This is a genomic window from Petroclostridium sp. X23 (genome assembly GCF_030013905.1).
Lineage (GTDB): Bacteria > Bacillota > Clostridia > SK-Y3 > SK-Y3 > X23.
Window position 1 is genome coordinate 111,918 of sequence record NZ_CP124862.1, and the last position, 25,626, is coordinate 137,543.

Annotated in this window: 21 protein-coding genes; 18 read left to right on the forward strand and 3 right to left on the reverse strand. The window is 38.0% G+C overall.

The features are described from left to right. Positions 1 to 24: 24 nt before the first annotated feature. On the reverse strand, positions 25 to 1,215 hold the full coding sequence (locus tag QKW49_RS00530; RefSeq protein WP_282865644.1) for an amidohydrolase: 1,191 nt from the start codon (positions 1,213 to 1,215) through the stop codon (positions 25 to 27). 555 nt (positions 1,216 to 1,770) lie between these two features. Between QKW49_RS00530 and QKW49_RS00535 the strand changes: the two genes are divergently transcribed. From QKW49_RS00535 to uvrA, 10 genes are all read left to right on the forward strand, one after another. After that, positions 1,771 to 2,529 (forward strand): YIP1 family protein, encoded by a 759-nt coding sequence (locus QKW49_RS00535; RefSeq protein WP_282865645.1) that lies wholly within the window; start codon positions 1,771 to 1,773, stop codon positions 2,527 to 2,529. 15 nt (positions 2,530 to 2,544) lie between these two features. Continuing rightward, the gene (locus QKW49_RS00540; protein WP_282865646.1) at positions 2,545 to 3,843 is read left to right on the forward strand and encodes an efflux RND transporter periplasmic adaptor subunit; all 1,299 of its coding nucleotides are present in this window, start codon (positions 2,545 to 2,547) and stop codon (positions 3,841 to 3,843) included. A 1-nt stretch (position 3,844) separates the two neighbouring features. After that, positions 3,845 to 4,582 (forward strand): ABC transporter ATP-binding protein, encoded by a 738-nt coding sequence (locus tag QKW49_RS00545; protein ID WP_282865647.1) that lies wholly within the window; start codon positions 3,845 to 3,847, stop codon positions 4,580 to 4,582. Positions 4,583 to 4,604: 22 nt separating this feature from the next. After that, complete coding sequence (locus QKW49_RS00550) at positions 4,605 to 5,816, forward strand: ABC transporter permease (protein WP_282865648.1); 1,212 nt, start codon at positions 4,605 to 4,607, stop codon at positions 5,814 to 5,816. 93 nt (positions 5,817 to 5,909) lie between these two features. Beyond that, positions 5,910 to 7,025 (forward strand): efflux RND transporter periplasmic adaptor subunit, encoded by a 1,116-nt coding sequence (locus QKW49_RS00555; protein WP_282865649.1) that lies wholly within the window; start codon positions 5,910 to 5,912, stop codon positions 7,023 to 7,025. A gap of 4 nt (positions 7,026 to 7,029) precedes the next feature. Then, the gene (locus QKW49_RS00560; RefSeq protein ID WP_282865650.1) at positions 7,030 to 8,232 is read left to right on the forward strand and encodes an ABC transporter permease; all 1,203 of its coding nucleotides are present in this window, start codon (positions 7,030 to 7,032) and stop codon (positions 8,230 to 8,232) included. A 382-nt stretch (positions 8,233 to 8,614) separates the two neighbouring features. Further along, positions 8,615 to 9,376 carry a DUF6873 family GME fold protein gene (locus tag QKW49_RS00565; RefSeq protein WP_282865651.1) on the forward strand — a complete coding sequence of 254 codons (762 nt, stop codon included), beginning with the start codon at positions 8,615 to 8,617 and terminating at the stop codon, positions 9,374 to 9,376. Positions 9,377 to 9,473: 97 nt separating this feature from the next. After that, positions 9,474 to 10,388 carry a putative sporulation protein YtxC gene (gene ytxC, locus QKW49_RS00570; RefSeq protein ID WP_282865652.1) on the forward strand — a complete coding sequence of 305 codons (915 nt, stop codon included), beginning with the start codon at positions 9,474 to 9,476 and terminating at the stop codon, positions 10,386 to 10,388. Positions 10,389 to 10,527: 139 nt separating this feature from the next. Further along, the gene (gene uvrB / locus QKW49_RS00575) at positions 10,528 to 12,504 is read left to right on the forward strand and encodes an excinuclease ABC subunit UvrB (RefSeq protein WP_282865653.1); all 1,977 of its coding nucleotides are present in this window, start codon (positions 10,528 to 10,530) and stop codon (positions 12,502 to 12,504) included. A 42-nt stretch (positions 12,505 to 12,546) separates the two neighbouring features. Continuing rightward, entirely contained in the window at positions 12,547 to 15,375 is a 2,829-nt protein-coding gene (uvrA, locus tag QKW49_RS00580; protein WP_282865654.1) for an excinuclease ABC subunit UvrA, read from the forward strand. Positions 15,376 to 15,430: 55 nt separating this feature from the next. Here uvrA and QKW49_RS00585 read toward each other — a convergent pair whose 3' ends face one another. Beyond that, positions 15,431 to 17,977, reverse strand: coding sequence for a PBP1A family penicillin-binding protein (locus QKW49_RS00585; RefSeq protein WP_282865655.1), 2,547 nt, complete (start codon positions 17,975 to 17,977; stop codon positions 15,431 to 15,433). Between the two features lie 216 nt (positions 17,978 to 18,193). Between QKW49_RS00585 and QKW49_RS00590 the strand changes: the two genes are divergently transcribed. The 7 genes from QKW49_RS00590 (at position 18,194) to QKW49_RS00620 (ending at position 24,972) form a co-directional block, all read left to right on the forward strand. Continuing rightward, complete coding sequence (locus tag QKW49_RS00590) at positions 18,194 to 18,877, forward strand: BofC C-terminal domain-containing protein (protein WP_282865656.1); 684 nt, start codon at positions 18,194 to 18,196, stop codon at positions 18,875 to 18,877. Positions 18,878 to 19,109: 232 nt separating this feature from the next. After that, positions 19,110 to 21,743 (forward strand): bifunctional acetaldehyde-CoA/alcohol dehydrogenase, encoded by a 2,634-nt coding sequence (gene adhE, locus QKW49_RS00595; RefSeq protein WP_282865657.1) that lies wholly within the window; start codon positions 19,110 to 19,112, stop codon positions 21,741 to 21,743. A gap of 279 nt (positions 21,744 to 22,022) precedes the next feature. Continuing rightward, on the forward strand, positions 22,023 to 22,307 hold the full coding sequence (locus tag QKW49_RS00600) for a hypothetical protein (protein ID WP_282865658.1): 285 nt from the start codon (positions 22,023 to 22,025) through the stop codon (positions 22,305 to 22,307). Between the two features lie 381 nt (positions 22,308 to 22,688). After that, a complete protein-coding gene (locus tag QKW49_RS00605) occupies positions 22,689 to 23,270 on the forward strand; it encodes a recombinase family protein (protein ID WP_282865659.1) in 582 nt (193 codons plus the stop codon). A 405-nt stretch (positions 23,271 to 23,675) separates the two neighbouring features. Next, the gene (locus QKW49_RS00610) at positions 23,676 to 23,888 is read left to right on the forward strand and encodes a GNAT family N-acetyltransferase (protein WP_282868022.1); all 213 of its coding nucleotides are present in this window, start codon (positions 23,676 to 23,678) and stop codon (positions 23,886 to 23,888) included. 121 nt (positions 23,889 to 24,009) lie between these two features. After that, positions 24,010 to 24,522, forward strand: a complete 513-nt coding sequence (locus tag QKW49_RS00615) for a hypothetical protein (protein ID WP_282865660.1) — start codon at positions 24,010 to 24,012, stop codon at positions 24,520 to 24,522. Between the two features lie 201 nt (positions 24,523 to 24,723). After that, positions 24,724 to 24,972, forward strand: coding sequence for a hypothetical protein (locus QKW49_RS00620; RefSeq protein ID WP_282865661.1), 249 nt, complete (start codon positions 24,724 to 24,726; stop codon positions 24,970 to 24,972). A gap of 30 nt (positions 24,973 to 25,002) precedes the next feature. On the opposite strand, the gene QKW49_RS00625 is transcribed toward QKW49_RS00620, so the two are convergent. Then, positions 25,003 to 25,146, reverse strand: coding sequence for a hypothetical protein (locus QKW49_RS00625; protein WP_282865662.1), 144 nt, complete (start codon positions 25,144 to 25,146; stop codon positions 25,003 to 25,005). Between the two features lie 155 nt (positions 25,147 to 25,301). Here QKW49_RS00625 and QKW49_RS00630 point away from each other — a divergent pair, with 155 nt between their 5' ends. Beyond that, positions 25,302 to 25,622 carry a hypothetical protein gene (locus QKW49_RS00630; protein ID WP_282865663.1) on the forward strand — a complete coding sequence of 107 codons (321 nt, stop codon included), beginning with the start codon at positions 25,302 to 25,304 and terminating at the stop codon, positions 25,620 to 25,622. Positions 25,623 to 25,626: the final 4 nt, after the last annotated feature.

Here is a 25,626-nt window from a genome sequence, read left to right on the forward strand (position 1 = left end):
GGTGACAGGAGAACCGTCCCCGTGTTACATTTCCTCACTTAGATAATCCACTGCAAATTGCGCGAATACTGAAGCACCTACAGTAATACAATCTTCATCCACATCGAATCGGGCATTATGGATAGGATATACCAGTCCTTTAGCTACATTGCCGCACCCTAAGCGGAAGAAGGTAGAAGGCGCTTTTTCGGCGAAAAAGGCGAAATCTTCTCCGCCCATGGAAGGATCCTCCGCCCAAAGAACATTTTCCTGGCCGATCACTTTTGATGTTGAATGGACGAGCAAATCGGTAATGGTGGTATCATTAATGGTGGGAGGATATAAATATTTAAAATTAAACTCATATTCACCACCCATGGAATGTACGATGCCTGCAATGATTTCTTCTATTAATCCTGCGATGCTGTTTCTTAAATCTCTGTCCAATGTTCGTGCGGTCCCTTTAATGACGGCGGTATCCGGAATAACATTGGTGCATGTTCCCGAGTGAAAAGAGCAGACGGAAATTACCACCGGTTTGAGGGGATTTACTTTTCTGCTGGCGATGGTCTGCAGTGCATTCACTACCTGGCATCCAATGACGATAGGGTCTATAACAGCATGAGGCATGGCACCGTGGCCGCCTTTGCCTTTGATAATAATTTCAAAATCATCGGGAGAAGCCATGATGGCGCCATGCTTTACCGCGATTTTTCCTGCGGGAACTTCCGGCCAGACATGAGCCGCTATACAGGCATCTACTTTCGGATTCTCCATCACGCCTTCCTCAATCATAGGCAGTGCGCCTCCCACACCTTCTTCAGCGGGTTGGAATATCAGCTTGATATTGCCGCTCAGCCGGTCTTTAAGATTGTTTAGAATCTCAGCTGCACCCAACAGGCAGGTGATATGTGCATCATGCCCGCATGCGTGCATTTTGCCATCAATGGTAGATTTATAATCACAGCAGTTTTCTTCTGTGATTGGCAGTGCGTCCATATCAGCACGTATTGCAAGTGTTTTGCCCGGCTTACTGCCGCGTATCAGCCCCACAACGCCGGTTTTTGCGACGCCCTCGGTAGTTTCAATATTTATTTGTTTAAGATATTCAGCAATCAACCGCGATGTTTTGATCTCTTCAAAAGCCAATTCAGGCTGCATATGTAAAGCGCGGCGTGTTTCAATGAGCTTGTCCCTGATATCGGAAGCCATTTCCTTTATTTCTTGTGTAAGCATTTAATCAACTCCAAATATGAAATATATAATATATTATCATAATTTTATGATTTGCAACAATAAAAAATAACAGCAGATCTTATCGAATGCTGTTATTTTTTATATTATCGCATTTATTGATTTGTTTTTTCATCTTTATCAACAAAGTAAACACATGAGTCGTTTAAACAATCGGATACTGTGGTGACATTATCTAAGTGACACTTACCATCTTTTTGATATATGCAGTTAGATGTACAATTTATATTCGTCATAATATCACCTCCATCTATATTTTTACCCTATTGAGATAATTCATACTTGTTTATTAAAATCATAAATATCAAAATGATAAAATGCCGTGAAAAGGTTTCCTTTTCACGGCGTATCTCAACAACAAACAGTAAACAGAAGCTACTGTCCGTTGATAGCGAGAGAAATAACAGCAACTGTTTATTTCATTACTATCATATGTAAGAAATTTAAAAATGTGTATGAAATAATTTAAACAAATTACTTTTTTTTACGTAAGTATAATAGAACGATAGATATTTAACAATTTATGGAGGGGTTAAAATGGATGAGCAAATGAACACAGAGGTACAACAATCTACCGATATAGCTGGGGTAAAAGATTACAACAGCTTTAAGAAATATTTTGGGGTACTTTTTGAACCGGTTAAGGCATTTCAAGCGATCAAAGAAAAGCCGAACTTTATTTTCCCAACGGTTATAATGATTATAGCAGTATGTATATCTACATATTTTACACTACCCTACCAAGATGAGATAAAAGCATATACTTATGAACTGATGGGGATTTCTGCGGACCATCCCATGATGCAAAATCAAGCGCAAATCCCTAATGCACTAACCATTGCGCTAACAATGGGAGGAGCCATTGTATTAGCAATTATCGGATGGCTTATAATGGCGGTAATATGCAGATTGTTTTCTATGATATTTGTCGGGGAAGGAAAATATAAGCATGATCTTTCAATTTTTGCAAATACCTATGTGTTTACGCTATTAGGGACGCTTATTTCATGTATATTGCTTATTGTTACAAAAGATCCGGCAAAAATGAATACAAATCTATCTTTATTCTTTCCCTTTCTAGATCATTCAGGATTTATGTTTTGGTTTACCACTAATATTAATATTTTTACGTTCATAGGATTAATATTTGCAGTCGTAGGTATTTCCATTGTAGAAAATATAAAGAAATATCAAGCAGCCCTCATGGTATTTGTTCCATGGTTGATTGGTAAAGCTGCAGCAGCAGCATACTATGCTCTTTTTACTATTCCAATGCTGCAAAAAATGATTGGATAATTGGAGGAATACACATTGAAGAAAAAAATATTGATAGGACTTGCGATTGTTATCGTCATTGCCGCAATTATTGCATTAAATATGGCAGGTGCAAACAAAAGTACAAATGGACTTCCGGTGAATACGGTGGAAGCATCAAAACAGGATATTATTTCTCAGGTATCTACTTCCGGCGTGGTAGAGGAGCAGGAAAGCTCTATTATTTATGCGGAAGGAGACCTTAGAGTTGAAAAAATACACGTGCGTGTCGGAGATAGGGTCAAAAAAGGAGATCTACTGGCGGATGTTGATCTTAAAGATCTGCAAAACCAGGTGGAGCAGGCACGAATCAATCTGGAGATGGAAAGGCTTAACCTGCAAAAATTACAGGGAAAAGATACGCTCCAGGATCCCCGCCAGGTGGAATTGGATGTAAAAGAAGCGCAAATTGCATTTGAAAAATCAGAAAACGATTATGCAAGAAATCAAGTGCTGTATGAGCAGAAAGCCATTTCTCAGGTTGAGTTAAATGAAGTGAAAATAAAAATGGATAATGCATCACTTAATTTACAGCGTGCCAAAAACAGATTGGAAAATATTAAAAAAGATAACCAGAAAGCCCAATTAGAATTGCAAAATGAGATTGCGATTCAGAAAAATAACGTAAGGCTTGCGGATATAAGGTTGGAACGGCTGGAAGAGCAGCTGGATAGGCAAAATGGAAAGATTATCAGTCCTATTGACGGTGTAGTCACAAAGCTGGATACCATTAACGGCCAATTTATGGAAGCAGGTATGGCGATATTTACCATTGCAGATACCGGCAGTCTTATTATCAAAGTAAATGTTAGCGAATATGATATCGGTAAAGTAAAGGTTGGACAAGAAGCGGAGATTACAGGAAACGGACTGGATAATACCAAAGAGCACAAGGCAAAGGTGAGAAGCATTGCGTCTACGGCTGCAAAAGTACGGTTAGGAAATGCGGAGGAGACGGCGGTGGAAGTGATTTTAGAAATATTAAATCCAAGTGATGATATTAAGACCGGATTTTCCATAGATGCCAAAATTATCACCCGGCAAGAGAAAGAGGCAATCGTCATTCCTTATGAGGCGATACAGAATGGTGAAGACGGTAAAAAATTTGTATATGTAATTGACGAAGGTATTGCCAAAAAGATAGAGATAAAAACCGGTGTAGAAGCCGATCTGTTTGTGCAAGTTGAAGAGGGTATCAAAGAAGGAGATAAGCTGATTGTTAATCCGACAGATAAAATCAGCGATGGCACCGCTGTAAAAGAGATCAATCAATCTGGCAACAAAAAAGGTGTTTGAAATGATAAAAACAATTAATCTTACAAAGACGTATAAGAATGGAAGTATTGAGGTGCAGGCGTTGAAAGGTATTGACCTTATTATAGAGAATAATGAATTTGTAGCGGTGATGGGACCTTCAGGGTCAGGAAAATCTACATTGATGAATATCTTGGGATGCCTGGACCGATGCACATTAGGGTCATATATATTAGATGATGTGGATGTTTCAACGCTTAATGACAAGGCATTGGCAAAGATAAGAAATGCAAAAATCGGTTTTGTATTTCAGTCTTTTAATTTACTGCCTAGAATGTCGGCGCTGCATAATGTAGAACTTCCGATGATGTACAGTGGTATTACCGCAAAAGAGAGAAGGAAAAGAGCGGAAATCGCCCTTGGTAAGGTAGGACTTGACGGCAGGATGCATCATAAACCAAATGAGTTATCGGGTGGGCAAAAACAACGGGTGGCCATTGCAAGAGCGTTGGTGAATACTCCCTCTATTATCCTTGCCGATGAACCTACCGGGAATCTTGACAGTCAATCGGGTGAAGAAATCATGGCTATATTTCAACAGCTAAACAAAGAGGGAGCTACCATTATTCTAGTTACTCATGAGCCGGATATAGCGATGCACACCAAAAGGATTATCGCTTTCCGTGATGGACTGCTGGTGAAGGATGAAGCAGTTGAGAAGCCGGTTGAAGCAACCGATGTTATCCATCAATTATCCAATTTGCATGACCGCATGATGTAGTTTAAAGAGAGGAAGAGGAATATTGAACTTTTTGGAATGCATAAGAGTAGCGACAAGTTGTATTTGGCAGAATAAGATGCGCTCTATTCTTACGATGTTAGGGATTATTATCGGTATTGCATCAGTAGTAGCGGTGGTTTCAGTAATGCAGGGAGGACAAGTGGAGATTAACAAAAGTCTGGAGAAATTTGGAACGAACCGTATTATTATTCAATTGAATTGGAGAGAGCAGGACAAGATTACTTCCAGAGATTTTATTACTTATGATGATATAGATGCTATTAAGCAATTCGGTGATGAAATTGTAGGGGTTTCACCCATTATCAATTACTCATCTACGGCCAAGCTTGATTCAAAAAAAGAAGAACTGATGATCAATGGTGTATCGCCTGACCATATCCTAATTGAGAATCTTGAAATAGTAAAAGGAAGATTTATTTCAGAAAGCGATTATAAAGGCAACCGGGAAATCATTGTCATTGATGAGAAACTGGCTAAGAAGCTCTTTAATACTGTTGATGTGGTTGGAAAGCAGTTTAATATTGTGATCGGAAACCGTAATACCAGCGTAACCATTTGCGGTGTTATAAAGGCATTGGATTCAACACTGGGGTCCGCATTGATGGAAGGAAGCCGAAGTACTGTGTACATGCCTATTACAACGGTTAATAGAATGTACTACAACAATTATTTATATGCTTTAAGTGTCAAAGTAGCCAATAGAAATAATATTGATGAAATGGGAAAAAAAATAGTATCGCTTCTACATAGAAGGCATCATAACACAGATAAATATATTGTTGAGAATTTAACCCAGGCAATCAATCAATTCAATCAGTTTTCCAATACTTTTACACTGATTATTGCTGTAATAGCAGGTATTTCATTATTTGTGGGCGGGATCGGAATTATGAATATCATGCTTGTATCGGTTACCGAAAGAACCAGAGAGATTGGTATCCGAAAATCTCTTGGAGCAAACAGGGAGGATATACTCATTCAGTTTTTAATTGAGGCAGTGATTATCTCTCTTATGGGAGGGGTTCTGGGAATGCTTACCGGAGTCGGAATTGCATATGCGATTAGTCAGGCTGCGAAATGGCCGCCGGTGTTCTCTATTTTCAATATAGGTTTGGCATTTATGGTCACCACCATCATCGGTATTATTTTTGGTGTATATCCGGCATATAAAGCCGCTAAACTGGACCCGATCGAAGCGCTTCGTTATGAATAAAGTTTCAATTATAGATAATCTTAAAGAGTTTATTGCTTTTTAAGATTATTTTTTTTGCTTTTACAGATAATATGGTTTGAGGGAGTGGTTGTATTGAAAAAAATCTTTTTTACTTTATTTGCTTCAATGTTCATAGTTATCACCATATTATTGGTTAATTATGTAAATATCAAAGCAGTGAAGGACGTAAATGTATATCCGCTGGAAAAAACAGGCATTATATCGAGTATTTCAAGCAATGGAAAGATTGAGGAAGTTAATAAGGCGGAAATATATGTTGATATACCGTTGAAAGTCCAAAATATTTATGTAAAAGAAGGAGATAAGGTAAAAAAAGATCATCCGTTGATGGAACTGGACATGCAAAGCTTGGAGTTGGAATTAGAACAGGCGAAAGCAAACTTGGAGATGGAAAAGCTTAATTTCGCAAAGACCATGAAAGATAATTATTCAAGCTTTGGGCTGGAGGATGATAAAAAAGCCTTATATAGTGATAAAAATGCGGTGCCGGTATTTTCAAGTGAAGATGCTATTGCCGTATATCAGAAAAAAGTAGAGATTGCCGACTTAAAAGTGCAAGAATTGGAAAAGAAGCTAAAGCAGCAGCCTGATAAGGTCATAAGTCCTATTACAGGCATCGTGACTGCGTTAAATGTGAATAAAGGCACCGTGGCAAGTACTACACAGCCGGTAATCACAGTTTCTGATATGAATAACTTGCAGATCCAAGTTGATATTGAAGAGTATTATGTTTCTAGAATCAGAGAGGGACAAAGAGTAGAAATTACCGGCGAAGCTTTTGAAGGCAGCAGCTACAGTGGAATAGTAGAAAAAGTATCACCCGTTGCGAAGGAGGTATCTTCGGGACAAAGTACCTCAACAGTCATCGAAATTATTATCGATATTTTAGATGAAGATCATTTGTTGAAGCCGGGGTTTTCTGCGCAAGTAAAAATCATTACTGATACAAAAGATAATACACTCATATTGCCTTACGAAAGCATTATCCAGGATGAGAACAATAATGATATTGTATTTGTCATAAGAAATAACAGGGCATATAAGAGAAAAATAGTGACAGGAGCAGAGTTGGAGCTGGAGATTGAGGTAGTATCAGGGTTAAAAGAAGGGGAAAAAGTAATACTGAATCCGTCAAAAGAAATGGAAGATGGTGCAAAAGTTCGTATAGCAGCTGTTAGAAAAAGGTGATAAAATGAAGGCAGTAGAGTACTTTAGAATGTCGTTTAGCAGTACTGTATCTAATAAACTTAGAACATTGCTGACTATTCTAGGGATAGTGATAGGAATATCTTCTGTCATTATCATTGTCTCCATTGGCAAAGGAGGACAAGCTGCTATTCTGGGAGAATTAGAAAAACTAGGGATTAGCGGTGTCAATATTAAGACAAAAGCCGGTGATTTACAGAGCAAGGATTTGCTTAAAATCGCAGATGCTGATATGATAAGAAAACGTATTCCTCAGATAAGAAGCGTAACACCTGTATTTAACGGCCTTGGTGTAGTAAAGCACAACAACAGATACAGGGAAGCATATTTGTGGGGCATAGATAAGGAATTTAGAAATATTTATTCTTTGCAGTTACTGCATGGCAGATTGGTCAATGAAGCCGATACACGTTCCCAGAGAAAAGTAGTTGTGATTGACAATGTATTGTCCAGCAAGCTATTTCACAGGGAAAATGCGGTGGGGCGCACGCTGAAATTAACTTCAAAAAAAAATACATACAATGTGACCGTCATTGGCATTGTGAAGAGTTCCAATGAAATGTTTGAAGAACTCTTCGGAGAACAAATTCCAACATTTGTTTATCTGCCTATTACAACACTGCAAAATATTTATGATAGCGACAATGTGGATCATATTTCCATTAAGATTGATAAAAGTGAAAACCTTGATGAAATAGGAGTAAAGGTGGTAAAATTTTTAGAGCGAATACATAATAATGAGGATAAATATTATGCTGAAAACATGATGAGACAGAAAGAACAAGTAAATAATGTAACCAATATACTTACTTTTATTATAGGTGCGATTGCTGCAGTATCTCTTATTGTAGGAGGTATTGGTATCATGAATATTATGCTTGTTTCAGTGAAAGAAAGAACAAGAGAGATAGGTATACGTAAAGCGTTAGGTGCTACAAGAAGAAATATACTTATTCAATTTTTGATTGAAGCTGTTAATCTTACTGTGATCGGAGGGATCATGGGAGTAGCTTCCGGAATAACGCTTTCATGGATGATATGCCGTTTTTCAGGATTGCCTTTTAACATTTCAGTCTATACAATCTCTACTACGATGCTTTTTTCCGCTTTTATAGGATTGGTTTTTGGGGTGTATCCGGCAAAGAAAGCCGCGAACCTAGAACCGATAGAAGCGCTGAGGTACGAATAAAAAATGGACAATGGACAATGTACAATGGACAATATAATAGGAGGTGGGAAAGTCAGATTAAGCACATAGAAGGAGTGAAGCATGGAGACTGGTCGAAATCACTGGAGAAGTGCTTGATTGGTCAGTCGCAAAGCATGGGGACGGGCCTACAGCTTCCCTAAAAAGCAAGCGCAGCAGTAGGTCCGTCCCCATGCTTCACTCCTTCTGCGTGCTAAATCGGACTTTTTCAGTGATCCATTTTTACACATAGAAAGAGGCAAGAATCGGGAGGGAAATATTACTGCGCTTATCTTTGATGAAGCTTTATTTTGGTTTGATATTTATGCTTTGAATGATTTGTTTTATAATTATTAATTATTAATTGAATTCCCCGGGGGTTTTTATGGAACAGTTTCTCAAGACACCGTTTTTGCCTGAAAAAAGGGTAAGTCATGTCATCGTTGATGGAAGAGTATCGTCTAGCATCATATCATCTTTACATGAATTAGGTATAGACACTATTTTGACACCTGCATTGGCATCACTTTATCCATCTGTGCGCTGTCATCCGGATATGCTTATACATCCGATTGGTGATGATATTGTGGTTGCAGCACCGGATGTATATGATCTTTTTAAGCCATTATTGATGCCGTTGAAAATAAAATTAATCAGAGGTAAAACTTATATAAAAAGTAACTACCCTGAGAGTATTGCATATAATGTAGCAAGAATAAATAATGTGGCATTTCATAATATAACATACACAGACCCGGTAGTTAGAGATTACCTGGAACAGAAAAATGTGCGAATGATTAATGTAAAACAGGGATATGCTAAATGCTCGGTATGTATTGTTAACGAGCATGCGATCATTACTTCTGATCGAGGGATTGCAAATGCTGCCGATACCTATAATCTTGACGTGCTGCTAATTCGACCGGGCTATATTTTGCTTCCGGGTCTTAATTATGGATTTGTTGGCGGAGCTACAGGACTTATCGCCCGAAATCAATTAGCAGCAGCCGGAAGCTTGAATAAGCATCCTGACTTCACTGATATCGTCGATTTTTGCAGTAAATATAATGTTGAGATTTTGAGTTTAGGTGACGAAGAGTTAATAGATATTGGGTCTATTATACCTATAAAATATAAACATGGTTAAAATGGTATCGTTATTTATTGGATTTAATAGGCAAGGCATATTACTGCATACAACATTCTACTTAGTCATATAATACACTTGAAGGGATGTGAATTCGATGGACTGTTTATATATAGGAATGACTGATGATATAGATGATGTAAAAGATATGATAACAGATGAACTAGATAACTGGAAAGAAAAAAATATAAATATAGAACTTAAGGAAAAGAAAACAGATGATGTTAACTTCATAGAACTAGAGATACACTCTGATGATATGCTGAATAATATAAAAGTTCATCTTGCAAATACTTTGTCTCAATACATCATAGAAAAATATGAACAGAAGTTTATTAGCAGGATAATCAGCTCAAACTACTGTTATTTCAATACATGTGAACGCAGAGAAATACTGAAAACGGCTTTGAAAAGTGTACTGGGGATGGAAGAAAAAAATATATTCAGTAATTTATTTATGTTAAGAAGAAAGAATATTGTAGTAAAAAAATTATTGGAGTATTTGGAGACTTCAAATGAAATTATATTAGATGGATTTGTAACATTCCGGTTAAAGGACTATATAAAAGAGCTTGAAGATGTAGTGGATAAAGCGGTTGATGATTATCTTATGGAAAAAGAATACAAAGAATTTATCCGACTCCTAAAATATTTTGTTGAAATCCAGGAGCCAAAATTTGATGTAGTTCATGTGTTGGCTAGTTATGATAATAAGTATGTACTTATGGATAATAATAGAAAAGAAATAACAAACGAATGTATACAAGATTTTATAAATGAAGTGGCTGATGGTGAAATCAATTATGATGATTTACTGGTGAGTTCACTCATCACGTTGGCACCAAATAAAATACACATTCATATGGCAGGACAAATCAAAAACAGAGAGTTGATGGAAACTATAAAAAATGTGTTTTACGGAAAAGTAATTTTCTGTCCGGGATGCGATCTTTGTATGGTCAATAAAATCCATCCCAGTGAAATAAAAATGACTGATTACTTGCATCAATAGAATAATTTATATAAGACATTATGCAAAAGCGCATAATGTTTATTTTTTTTACTTTTTTGCTTTGTTTATTTTATAAAAACATATGTTTGCTTTTTTTTTAACATATGATATAATTACTTTGGATATGTGAGGTGACGATATGGATAGATTTGAAGTAGTTTCTGACTATAAGCCTCAAGGTGATCAACCAAAGGCAATTGAAAAATTAAGTGAGGGAATTATAAAGGGATATAAAGGACAGACTTTGCTGGGGGTTACTGGGTCGGGTAAGACGTTTACTGTTGCGAATGTGATTCAGCAGGTACAAAAGCCAACGTTGGTACTGGCACATAATAAGACGCTGGCAGCCCAGTTGTGCAGTGAGTTTAAAGAATTTTTTCCTAATAACGCGGTTGAGTATTTTGTCAGTTATTATGATTATTATCAACCGGAAGCGTATATTCCCCAGACCGATACCTATATTGAAAAAGATGCTTCTATCAATGATGAAATAGATAAGCTTCGACATTCTGCGACAGCAGCACTCTTTGAAAAAAGAGATGTCATCATCGTAGCAAGTGTATCCTGTATCTACGGTCTTGGTGATCCGATTGATTATAAAAATCTTGTTGTATCGCTGCGGCCGGGCATGACTAAGGAACGGGATGAGGTACTTAAAAAGTTGGTGGAAATCCAGTATGAAAGGAATGATATCAACTTTGTCCGCGGTAAATTCAGGGTTCGGGGAGACGTGGTTGAAGTATTTCCTGCCAACTCCAGTGAAAAGGCACTGCGGATTGAGTTCTTCGGTGATGAAATAGAACGGATTACAGAAATAGATGTTTTGACGGGAGAAATCATAGGAATAAGAAACCATTGCGCGATTTTCCCGGCTTCTCACTATGTTACCACCCATGATAAAATGGAACGGGCGATTAAAGCCATTGAAATAGAGCTGGAAGGACGGCTTACGGAACTAAAGAAGCAGGACAAGCTGGTGGAAGCGCAGAGGCTTGAACAAAGAACAAATTACGATATAGAAATGATGAGAGAAGTAGGTTTCTGTCAAGGCATAGAGAACTACTCAAGACATATCAGCGGCAGAGAACCGGGAAGCTCTCCGTTTACATTGATAGACTATTTTCCTAAAGATTTTCTACTGGTTATTGATGAATCTCATGTAACCATTCCACAGGTAAGAGGAATGTATGCGGGAGATCGTTCCAGAAAAGATTCGCTTGTGGAATACGGTTTTAGGTTGCCGTCGGCTTATGATAACAGACCATTGAATTTTGAAGAGTTTGAAGGCAGGCTTAATCAGACGCTATTTGTTAGTGCGACCCCTAGTAATTATGAGAGACAGCATTCCCACAATATTGTGGAACAAATTATCCGCCCGACCGGGCTGATTGACCCTGAAGTGGTTGTAAAACCGATTAAAGGTCAGATCGATGACTTGTTAAGTGAGATTCATGCAAGAATCGAACAGAAAGAAAGGGTCTTAGTAACCACCCTTACTAAAAAGATGGCAGAAGACTTGACTGACTATCTTAAAGAAATGAATATAAAAGTAAAATATTTGCATTCGGATATTGCAACCATCGAAAGAATGGAAATCATTCGTGACCTGCGTCTAGGTGTATTTGATGTATTAGTAGGGATCAACCTTTTAAGAGAAGGGCTGGATTTGCCGGAGGTATCCCTTGTCGCGATTCTTGACGCGGATAAAGAAGGATTCTTGCGTTCCGAAACTTCACTGATTCAGACCATTGGCAGAGCTGCCAGAAATGTAAAAGGGAAAGTTATTATGTATGCCGATAAGTATACCGATTCAATGGTAAAAGCAATCAGTGAGACAAATCGTAGAAGAAAAATTCAAATGGATTTCAACAAGCAGCATGGCATTACCCCTAAGACCATTGTCAAGGGAGTAAGACAAGTCATCGAAGCGACTAAAGTTGCTGAAGAAAGTGAAAAATATGGTGTGGATAGATCGATGAGGCAGGTTGACGGCAATGAGATCCAGGAGATGATTGCAAGATTGACTGAGGATATGAAACTTGCTGCAGCGGACCTTCAGTTTGAAAGAGCGGCTGCACTGAGAGATAAGATAAATGAATTAAAAGCAAAAGAATGAATTTAGTTCATAGAACCAACAATAACATAGGAGAAGATAAAGATGTCTAGAAATAGTATATTAATAAAAGGTGCAAGAGAGCATAACCTTAAAAATATTGATATTGAAATACCAAGAGATCAGTTCGTTGTGTTAACGGGTCTAAGCGGGTCTGGGAAATCTTCACTTGCTTTCGATACTATTTACGCGGAAGGACAAAGAAGGTATGTGGAGTCATTGTCTGCTTATGCAAGACAATTTCTTGGACAGATGGAAAAGCCGGATGTTGACTATATAGAGGGTCTTTCTCCGGCCATTTCTATTGACCAGAAAACCACCAGTAAAAACCCCCGTTCAACAGTAGGTACGGTAACGGAGATATATGATTATTTAAGATTGCTTTTTGCACGAATTGGTATCCCGCATTGTCCTAAATGCGGGAAAGAAATCAAGCAGCAGACCATTGACCAGATCGTAGATCATATACTGGCGCTTGAGGAAAAAACAAGGATTCAGATATTGGCGCCGGTGGTGAGGTCACGGAAAGGCGAGCATCAGAAGGTGTTTGAAGATGCAAAAAAGAACGGATATGTAAGAATAAGAGTAGATGGGCAAGTCATGGAACTAACCGAAGAGATCAAACTGGAAAAGAATAAGAAGCATAATATAGAAATCGTTATCGACCGGTTAATTGTTAAAGAGGAGATCAGGAAAAGGCTTGCAGATTCATTGGAAACAGCACTTCATTTGACGGGCGGTATTGTGATTATTGATGTCATTGACGGGGGAGAAATTGTTTTCAGCCAAAATTATGCTTGTAACGATTGCGGCATCAGTATGGAAGAACTTTCACCGAGAATGTTTTCATTTAACAGCCCGTTTGGTGCATGTCCGAGCTGTAGCGGTTTGGGTACGCTGATGAAAATTGATGCGGACCTTATCATTCCCGATAAAAGCAAATCCATATCCGAAGGAGCTATCAATGCGGGCGGATGGAATACCAGCAATGAAGAAAGCATGTCACGTATGTTTTTCGAAGCGCTTTCCAAACATTATGGATTTAGTTTAGATACTCCGGTGAAGGATCTGCCGGATAACATCGTTGATATCATTTTATATGGTAACAATGGAGAAAAAATTAAAGTGGATTATGAACGGGGCTATGGGAAAGGTTCATTCCATGCGCCTTTTGAAGGTGTGATTAATAATCTTGAGAGGCGGCATAAAGAAACGCAATCGGATTGGATGCGCAGTGAGTTGGAAAGCTTGATGAGCACGAATCCTTGTCCCGATTGCAGTGGCGCAAGATTAAAGAAAGAAATACTGGGTGTAACGGTGAATGGCAAAAATATTAATGATACGACCCAAATATCTATTGTTGAGGCCAGAAAATTCTTTAATCATCTTACATTAACCGAAAAAGAACAATTGATTGCGCATCAGATATTGAAAGAAATTAACGCACGGTTAGGCTTTCTGGTAGATGTGGGATTGGAGTATCTTACATTATCCAGGTCTACAGGAACATTATCGGGAGGTGAAGCGCAGCGTATACGTCTTGCGACCCAGATAGGATCCAGTCTAATGGGGGTCTTATATATTCTTGATGAGCCAAGTATCGGTCTGCACCAGCGGGATAATGATAAATTACTGAAAACTTTAAAGAATCTTAGAGATTTAGGAAATACCCTTATTGTGGTTGAACATGATGAAGATACTATGTATGCTGCCGACCATATTATTGATATCGGACCGGGAGCAGGTATACATGGAGGGCATGTTGTTGCCGCCGGTACGGTAGAAGAGATAAAGCAGTGTGAGCATTCAGAAACAGGTCTTTATCTAAGCGGTAAAAAAGCGATAGAGATACCCGATGCAAGGCGAAAGCCTAACGGGAAATGGCTGAAAGTAATAGGCGCGAAAGAAAATAATTTAAAAAACATCGATGCGAAAGTGCCATTAGGAGTATTTACATGTATTACGGGGGTTTCGGGCTCAGGAAAAAGTTCATTAATCAACGAAATCTTATATAAAAAGCTTGCAAGTGAATTGAATAGAGCTAAATTGAAGCCGGGACATCATAAGGAAATCAAGGGATTGGAACATCTGGATAAGATCATCAATATTGATCAGTCACCCATTGGCAGAACACCAAGATCCAATCCGGCAACATATACCGGTGTATTTACCGATATACGTGACGTATTTTCCGCAACCAATGAAGCGAAAATGAGAGGATACAAGCCGGGAAGGTTTAGCTTCAATGTAAAAGGCGGTCGTTGTGAGGCATGTACCGGTGACGGTATCATCAAGATAGAAATGCACTTCTTACCTGATGTATATGTTCCATGCGAAGTATGCAAAGGGAAAAGATATAACAGGGAAACCCTGGAAGTAAAGTACAAAGGAAAAAGTATTTTTGAAGTACTGGATATGACGGTAGAAGAAGGCTTGGAATTCTTTCAGAATATACCTAGAATCCAAAGAAAGCTTCAAACTTTATATGATGTGGGATTAGGATATGTCAAGATCGGACAATCATCCACTACGCTATCCGGAGGAGAAGCACAGCGAGTGAAGCTGGCGACAGAGCTTAGCAAAAGAAGTACCGGAAAAACCATTTACATTTTGGACGAGCCTACCACCGGACTTCATATCGCCGATGTTCATAAATTAATTGGTGTTTTGCAGAGACTGGTGGATACCGGGAATAGTGTGGTTGTCATTGAGCATAATCTGGATGTCATCAAAACAGCTGATTATATTATTGATCTTGGGCCTGAGGGTGGAGACAGGGGAGGAACCATAGTATGCCAAGGAACACCCGAACAGGTAGTAAAGTGTGATCAATCTTATACAGGTCAATATTTGAAAAGAATAATAAACAACTAACTATATCAAGTATATAGCAAAATAGAGAAGAGCTGCCAATGGCAGCTCTTCTGTGTTAGTCGTTCAAATTATTAAGATCTAAGTCCATATCGTTTAATATGTTGTCATCACTTTGCTGATTGTTTCGGTTACCATTTTTCCGGTTATCATTAGTGCTATTGGTGTTGTTGTTGTTATTATTATTATAGTTATTATCATATCCGGGCGGTGCATACGGATTTATATTGCCGGTTGATGGGAGCGTTGTAGTCGGTCCATGTTCGCTGCAATACTCGCCTGCAGGTAGTTCATATTTTGCATCGCCTGGCAGTATCACATTACCGTTTCTATCCGGAACAGGAACATACGGTTTCGGTCTCACAATAAATACGCGTTCTTCTACAAGTTCAGGTGGGCAGTACTCATTGGCAAGCATATTATTTGATTTATCTACTTTTTCCAACACATGTACGGTACATGATTCTTTAGGCTCAGTACCTTTTTTGAAATATTCGGTACGAACTCTTACGCCTCGCGGATCTTTATAACATAGCTCAGTTGGTCTTTGACCACTGTCGATGCATACCTGTGCCTGTACAATACCGGCAGGCATAACAAAGTCTTTTACTTCCAAGTCTTTATTAATTTCATTCATAACCGCATGCCATAGTACAGTAGCGGGATTCCTACCGCCTAGAGCACCCGGAACTCGAATGACCGCAGGATCATCGTATCCAAACCAGGTAGCTGCTACATAATAAGGTGTATATCCCACAAACCACCGGTCCTTATCATCACTGGTTGTACCGGTCTTTCCGGCAGCAGGCATTTTATTGGGCATTTTTGCGTAGGTAGCGGTACCGCTTGTAATAACACCTTCAAGCATTTTTGTCATTAGGAAAGCAGTCTGTTCACTCATAGCGATTTGGGATTCTTTTTTCTTTTCCAATATTACCTTACCCTCATGGTCCACAACCTTGGTGTACGTATACGGTTTTGTATATAATCCTTTATTGACAAAAGGAGCGTATGCCGCAGTCATTTCCAAGACCGATATACCATCGGTCAGTCCGCCGAGAGAAAGGGAATTTAGAAGTTTATCCGTATAAACCTTGCCGTCCGCCCTTTTTTCTCTTTCTACCAAAGAAGTAACACCGAGATTTTGGGTCAAAAAGTTGAAGGAATTATCAATGCCTACCTTTTCAAGCACTTTGGCGGCAATAATATTCATTGACCACTCAACACCTCTTCTAACGGTTGAAAGCCCCCAATAAGGAGGGTTGGTATAATAATTCTTAGGTGTCCATTGGCTCGGTGTACCGGGGTTAAAAGTAGTAGGCACGTCATCAAATACAGTACCTGGAGTGATAATACCGTATTCCAATCCGGGAGCATATACGCCGATAGGTTTGATTGATGAACCGGGTTGACGTACTGTTTGCGTTGCCCTGTTCAATGTGCGTTTAGCCGTTTTCTCACCTCTGCCGCCTACCATTCCTTTTACCTGTCCGGTATAAGGATCTAGCACTAACATAGAAGCTTCCGGTTGAATTTCCGTATTAAATTTTGGGATGAGGTCTGGATCTTTAAATACTGTGTCCATTGCGCTCTGTACTTTAGGATCAATGGTAGCATATATTTTTAGACCACCGGTGTACAGCATTTTTGATGCAATAACTTTGGAGTATCCTTTTTCCTTTTGCAAATCATTTAATACATCATTAATAACCTGGTCTACAAAGTAAGATTGTTTGCTTGTAAGTTCCTGCTTGGCACCTTTTTTAAAATTCAGTTCTTCATTGATAGCCTGCTGATATTCGCTTTCACTGATATCACCAAGTTCTTTCATTTTTTTCAGTACCAGTTCCTGTTTTTTCTTATTATTTTCAGGATTCAAAAAAGGGTCATACCGTGTGGGGAACTGAGTAATACCGGCAATAGAAGCAGCTTCAGCGAGCGAAAGTCCGCTTACATCCTTTCCGAAGTAGGTATTTGCCGCCGCTTGAACACCATTGCAGCCCTGACTAAGGTAAATGGTATTTAGGTACAACTCCAATATCTGATCTTTGGAATATTTTTTTTCCAGATTGTATGCTCTCCACATTTCTTGAATTTTTCTTTTTGGGGATACATCATCATCTCCGGAAAGATTTTTAATCAACTGCTGCGTAATGGTACTGCCGCCTTCAGAGGAATTACTTTTGATGATATAGTTAAAAGTTGCTTTTAATGTTCTTTTGATGTCTACCCCGAAATGCGTTTTGAATCGCTCATCTTCGATGGCAATAAAAGCATTTTTTAAATTTTCCGGCATATCGTTGATTCCGACCCATATCCTGTTTTCTTCGCCGTATAATCGTTCAAGTTCTACAGGTTCATTGGTTTCCGGATCTATGTAGTATACGAAAGATGTAAAATTCAATTTAAAGTCATCAATCCCTACTTCTTTTGTAGTATCAATATATCCGTATAAAGTACCCCCGATAATACCTACTGCTGCAACACCTGCAAAAAGGCCAACCACCAGCAGTATTTTGAAAAATATAGATAATGTTTTGAACATTCCTTTTTTTTCTTTAGATGTTTTTTGTCTCTTTTTAGGAGACGTATTTTTTTCTGACATATATAACCTCCTAGCCATAAATGTATACATAAGTATGTCTATCATATTATAACATAAAAATATTCAAAAGAAGTTAAGAAAATATTACAAAAAAATCACTGTATAGTAGATTGTATCCAAAAAAATGGAAAATATAGTTTTGTAGATGTATTAAATGTATATTGTTTGTAATTTTTGTGAATAATACTTACAAAATATGTGAGTGGAGGTATTATTATGGCAAGAAGAAGGTCCTACAGGTTAGTGACATTCTGTTGCTTTATGATTTTAATAGGAGCTTTTAGTTTCGGTTACTATATGAATAGCGGCAACAATCAACAAGGGAATGACCCGGGTATTTCGACACAGCCTTTAACCATTGACCAAAACAATATAGACCAAAAGATTGAGACACGCAAAGAAAATATAGATAATCCTGACCATGAAGGCGGCGAAGGTTTAGCAGATCAAAGCAATGATATGGCTAAACCGGTTAATACCGATTCAGCTGAACTGAAAACATCTGCCGATACAAAGTTACTGTTTCGGGTTCATTATGAGGGCTGCGGCCATGATATTTTGACTGAAAATACAGTGACGGAGGATGAAGTAGGTATTACGGAAGCAGATTTGAAGATTAAGTACAGCGATTGGTCGATGGAGAACTTTAGTGCGCAGCAGGTCATATTTACCAAGAGCAATGACGGAAAATGTCCTAACCATTATATTGTCAAAGAATATCAAGGAGAAGTAGGATTATTTTATCAAAATGCGCCGGAAGGTAAAGAAAGCTTTGTCAGACTTATTGATAATATTAATCTTAAGCAGCTGAGACAGGATGACAGAGAAAAAATACAAAACGGGATTTTTATTGATTCCGATGAGGAACTGGCACAATTAATAGAAGATTTTAATAGCTGATATAAAAAGGCATGAAAATATTTTCATGCCTTTAATGTTATGCTAAAAGAATTGTTATGATAATCACATGATTAATTTTGCGTAACATATTATATTAGTTGCCAAAGAGTAAATAAAACGACGGAATAGAGAAATAATACAAATGTATCACCAAAGGCTCCCGTATTTATATATGACTGATAAATATGCGGAGTTTCTAATAAATGTAATAAATTGAGGAGATGGATAAAGAATGACAGTAGCAAATGCTAATGATCTAATGTCAAAAATTGGAGAAATCAGAGCTGCTCAAAAGATATTCGCTGCTTATACACAGGAACAGGTAGATGAAATTTTTAGGAAGGCAGCGATGGCAGCAAATAATGCAAGAATCGAACTTGCTAAAATGACTGTTGAAGAAACCGGAATGGGTATTGTTGAAGACAAGGTGATAAAAAATCACTTCGCTTCAGAATACATTTATAACAAATACAAAGATGAGAAAACCTGTGGAGTAATCGAAAGGGATGAATCTTTTGGAATTGCTAAAGTCGCAGAACCGGTGGGTGTAATTGCTGCTATAATTCCGACAACTAATCCGACTTCTACTGCAATATTCAAATCATTGATAGCCTTAAAAACAAGAAATGGTATTATATTTTCTCCACACCCGAGAGCGAAAAAATCAACCATTGCTGCAGCTAGAATAGTTTTGGATGCAGCAGTAGCAGCCGGTGCACCTAAAGGAATAATAGGTTGGATAGATGAACCATCCGTTGAGCTTTCACAGCTTGTCATGAAGGAGTCAGATATGATTCTTGCGACCGGCGGACCGGGAATGGTACGCGCGGCTTATTCTTCAGGCAGGCCTGCAATAGGTGTAGGACCGGGTAACACTCCTGTAATTATCGATGAGACAGCCGATATAAAGATGGCAGTGAATTCCGTCCTTCTATCAAAAACTTTTGATAATGGCGTGATCTGCGCTTCTGAGCAATCTGTAATTGTTATGGACCAAATTTATGATGAGGTGAAGCGTGAATTTCAAGAAAGAGGCGCTTATATTCTTAAAGAAGATGAAATAGACAAAGTCAGAAATATGATACTGGTAAATGGTGCACTAAATGCTAAAATTGTTGGACAGAGTGCTTGCAAAATAGCTCAAATGGTAGGAATTGACGTACCGAAAACTGCCAAAGTTCTTATAGGAGAAGTTGAATCAATAGAATTAGAAGAGCCGTTTTCTCATGAAAAACTGTCTCCAATTCTTGCTATGTATAGGATAAGCACCTTTGAAGAGGCTCTTGAAAAGGCAATCAGGCTTATTGAGCTTGGCGGGTTTGGTCATACTTCTGTACTGTATACTGATCAGATTAAATCGAGAGATAGAATTCATCGGTTTGGCGATGTCATGAAAACCGGAAGAACGATTATCAATATGCCTTCATCACATGGTGCTATAGGTGATATATATAATTTCAAACTGGCGCCTTCTTTAACTTTGGGCTGCGGAACATGGGGCGGAAACTCCGTATCGGACAATGTCGGAGTTAAAAACTTATTGAATATAAAGAATGTTGCTGAGAGGAGAGAAAACATGCTTTGGTTTAGAGTACCGCCAAAGATTTACTTTAAATACGGCAGTCTTGGGGTAGCATTAAAGGAATTAAAGAGTTTGGGTAAGAAGAAGGCATTTATCGTAACTGACAAAGTTCTTTTCCAATTAGGGTTTATGAACAAGGTTACTAATATTTTGGATGAAATTGAAGTGGGTTATAAGATTTTCACTGATGTTGAACCGGACCCAACCCTTGCAGCGGCTAAAAAAGGCGCTCTCGAAATGCAAAGCTTTAAACCTGATGTGATTATCGCAGTTGGTGGAGGCTCACCTATGGATGCCGCAAAGGTTATGTGGGTGTTATATGAGCATCCCGAAGTAAAATTTGAGGATCTTGCTATGAGATTTATGGACATTCGAAAGAGAGTTTATACTTTCCCTGAAATGGGAGTAAAAGCGATGATGATTTCTATTCCAACCTCGGCAGGTACGGGATCGGAAGTTACACCATTTGCAGTAATCACAGACGAAAAAACCGGGCTTAAATATCCGTTAGCTGACTATGAATTAACACCCAACATGGCTATTATTGATGCAGAACTAATGATTCATATGCCGAAAAGCCTTACTTCCGCTTCAGGTATAGATGCTCTAAGCCATGCGATTGAAGCTTATGTATCGGTTCTTGCGTCAGAATACACAAATGGATTGGCTTTAGAGGCTATAAGGTTAATCTTCAAATACCTGCCGCAGGCATATAATGACGGACCTAACAATATTAAAGCAAGAGAGAAAATGGCGCATGCTTCAACCGTAGCCGGTATGGCTTTTGCCAACGCATTCCTGGGAATATGTCACTCGATGGCACATAAGCTAGGTGCAATGCACCATGTACCGCATGGGGTTGCCAATGGACTTTTACTGAATGAAGTAATAAGATTCAATGCGGTAGATGATCCAAGAAAACAAACTGCATTTCCCCAATACAAATATCCGAATGCAAAATGGCGATATGCTGAAATTGCTGACTATCTACACCTAGGCGGAAGCAGTGAAGATGAAAAGATTGAGCTCTTAATTAAAGCAATCAATGATTTGAAAAACAAAGTGAATATACCCAAGACTATCGGTGAGGCCGGTGTTTCTAAAGAAAAATTCTATGAAACCCTTGATGAAATGTGTGAATCAGCTTTTGATGACCAATGTACAGGAACGAATCCAAGATACCCGTTAATCTGTGAAATAAAGCAAATGTATATAAATGCTTTTGAAGGAACTCCAGGCAAAAACACTGAAATATGCGATAAAATAATATGCGGCGAAGAATAATATAGGAATAAAATATTGTTGTTATAAGGACTTCTTTTGGCTACTAGCCCTGGGGAGTTCTTTTACTGTTCAAGGTAACACGGACTGAAGATAAAGCACATAAAATATGGATAAGCTAGGTATATTATGATATAATATCTACAGGGTAGGTATATTTCTATTTTAGATATTTGAGTGAAAATGTAGCGTCAGTATACACTAACAGAATAAATAGTGATTAACATGAGTAGGCATTCGATGCATCGGATGCCTACTATAGTGAAAAAGGAGTGGAATTTGATGGGTGAATGTATTTGCAACAATTGTAAGAATCTTAAGGGGATCATAGATGAGAATGGCATGGTTGAGCAATATGAATGTGAATTTGGTTTTCCATCCGACAGCTGCTCGGACTGCGAAGACGATGGGTGTGACCTGACTTGTGAGCATTATATCTGTGATGGTGAACAAGAGCATCCTGTCATTGTAAAATGTACTATGTGCGGTAAAGACCTTGAGCAAGTTTCCAGTGATGATGAAGGTGGAGAAGTATACTGCTTTGATTGCTATTTGAAAAACATATGATTCAGCAAATTTGCTTGGCACAAATTATCACTATCTATTGAATTTCGATTGTATTTTAATCAAGAAATTAATAGACTATTTTAATAACCTAACAACGGTAACTTAAAAAAACATGGTATTATTAATCAGTAAATCAGGCTCCTATTTTTCAGGAGCTTTTATTATTGTTTATCTGAAATGCTTCTAGGTAACAAACCAGTTATCAAAATTATCCGTTTTTGAGACTCTATATTTCTTATCTCATTTTCTGTAACCCTGTCATATAAATAGCTGCATGGTTCAGTTTCAATACTCGTTCCCGTATCAAGCTTCTCGAAATTGACAAATATTTGAGTTTATGAGAATCTTTATTCATAATTATTTGCCATTGGGGTGATACATATGAAAGTAGGATATGCAAGGGTTAGTACAGATGATCAGAAACTGGATTTGCAAATTAATGCTCTCCAAAGGGATGGTTGCGAGAAAGTGTTCTCTGACGTAGTGAGTGGGTCTAAGGCTGCAAGAAAAGGTTTAGAAGAATGTTTGGAGTATCTACGCAAAGGTGATGTTCTTATAGTATGGAAGCTTGATAGATTAGGAAGGTCATTGAAACATTTGATTGAAACTGTTTCTGATTTAACTAGTCGTGAGATTGGATTTAAGAGCCTACAGGAAAATATTGATACTACAACAAGCGGAGGCCGACTTGTTTTTCATATATTCGGCAGTCTAGCGGAATTTGAAAGAGAAATTATTAGAGAAAGAACAAAAGCAGGATTGACAGCAGCCCGGGCAAGAGGTAGACTAGGCGGTAGACCAAGAAAGTTATCCGAAAAGAAAGCAAAGATGGCACTTGAATTACATAGTACAAAGCAATATTCTATACAAGAGCTTTGTAAAACTTTTAGGATATCTAAGTCAACATTGTATCGTGAATTACACAGAAAAAATGGCAACAGCGAGTTGATAAATAAAAATTAAAACGTGTTTTTAAATAGTAAATATACCTAAATTATGGTATAATATAAGTACCCGCAAGGTGCAGCCACATATTTCTCTCTGATATATGGAAAGGAAACAGTTACAGGGTGATTACAGAGAGAAAGGGGTGAGGCTGTTGGTTGTTGAACTAAAGATAAAAATATTAGTAGTCTTGACAACTTCAACGTGTTTTTTGAGTCTGCTTTTTTGGCTTATAAAACATGGGGATTATGATATTAAAATTTGCTTTAAAAGCAAAAAAAAGTAGTTAACTTTGTCCAGAAGTTAACTACTCGTTCCTTTAGTGTCTAACCAAACACCTTGTTCTGTTTCTTTCCCTTATATGATTATTATAACCCAATTACAGTAAAATAGTCAACAGTATGCAGCACTTTAATCATATTTATTAACCCACAATACATTGGGATTGGCATAGGCAAAAAGTTAATGCACTATGCTTCAGCTGTTTGTAAAGAAAAAGGAATTAGTTGTTTGAATATTTTCAGTGACCCAAATGCAAGGGGATTCTATGATAAACTTGGTGCTAAATATATGGGAGAATCTCCTTCAAGTATAGAGAATAGAACTGTATCTTTGTATGAATATAATATAAATTAGGTATCGCAAATAATGATAGTTACATATCTTTCTTGAAATGCGTCTCAAAAACGCTAATAATGTGACATTGAATTATTGTTTTTCCAATACCCGGTATTTATATTAGATGAGGTGACAATGAATGAAACAAAACTACAAAACGATCCTTAAAGTGCTTGTAATTTTCATTATTGGGTTTTGGATACTTTCTAAATTGCCATTTAATAAAAACATAAATCAAGAAATTTCTGCCCATATATATGAAAGCGGAGTTGTAACCGGTGAAACAAAAGTTGTAATAAACGGAGAAAGAAGCAATTATCTCTTTACTGATGATGAAGGATTTTATGGGAAATTTTATATTTTATCCTATGAAAAAACAGGTAGAGAAGATATGTTCGCAAGTATCGAGTGGAACAACGATGATAATATACAGCGGCTAACATACTTTCAAAATGCAACTTTCCCGTCTATGGACATAGTTAGTACGCTTATGATCAATGATAAGATGACACAATTTGCATTCATGTTTACGGATGGTACTGTCGTTGCAACATCTGATGAAATATATCAGATTTATACGAAACATATTTCTTATGACAGTGATAAAGGGGTTACATCTATTGAAGCCGTGAATAAAATCCCCAAAATATAAATGCAATATATTGCAACATGGATGAGTTCATATGGGCGCTGGATTTCGGCCGCGTTCTTGCAAGTTCAGCGGAACTTTACCAAAACTTTACCAAAACTACTTGGCAGAAAGCCAATAAACTCCAGTTCGAAGGGCAGATTATTTATATATAATCCGAGAGAGCGATAAATCGAAATTTGTTGGTGGAGGTATGGAAAAGCTATGAAGATAAGGAAGAAAATATTTTGGAAAGTACCGCTATTTTGTATCGTTGCAGGTGTGATTGCTTTTAATGCGGTAGTTTTTCTGATAGGTCGATTTACTATTGTTACGCTTCCAGATGGGACAATTACATCAGATAATACACGAGTGCTTATAGTATATGGAGCCATATTTATTGTGACACTTATAGTTGGCGGCATGTTTTTTTTCCGGAACATGACTCGAAAAGAAATTTTCTTTTCCGCATGAATTATTGTCGTTATTGGCTTGATAATGGATTTAACTCAATGGGCGTTTAACCTCACAACTGGTCGGTTCACCATCTTTTACAGAAAGAAAATGCTCAATTCCCCAAAATAAATCTGGCTTTCTAATCAAAGCAACACCGAGAATAATACAAAGCCCGCAAAGAATATATGTCACTTTCTCACCTCCAATTTAATCGCCCATCGCCTACGGTTTCTTAACTTAACTGCCCAAATCATACCATCCCACAAATATATTTTGCAGTATTAAAATAATCAGCCGTGGTAAAGGCAAGTCCGCAGTTGCGGCGGCGGCTTACCGAGCGCGGCAATATGAACCGCGAAATCGAGTTTACAAATCAGCGTTTGCGGCAGTTAAAGGCGCGTATCTCCAAACTGCAAAACTGGCTGAAAGAGGAAATGGAGGACGCCGGGCCGCCCACCCTTGCCGACATTATTTCAAACATACTTTCAAGGCGGGAGCAGACAGGAAAATCAGACCGCTATCAAGCTATCGGCAATCTGAAAGCCGCCTCAAAAATGTTGAATTTCCTGCAACAAAATCAGATTATGGACATGGCGAGGCTTGATGAAAAGTTTAAGTCCATGATTGGGGAGCAGCAGCCGGGCAGGGCGCAGGATATGAAGAGGTAATACT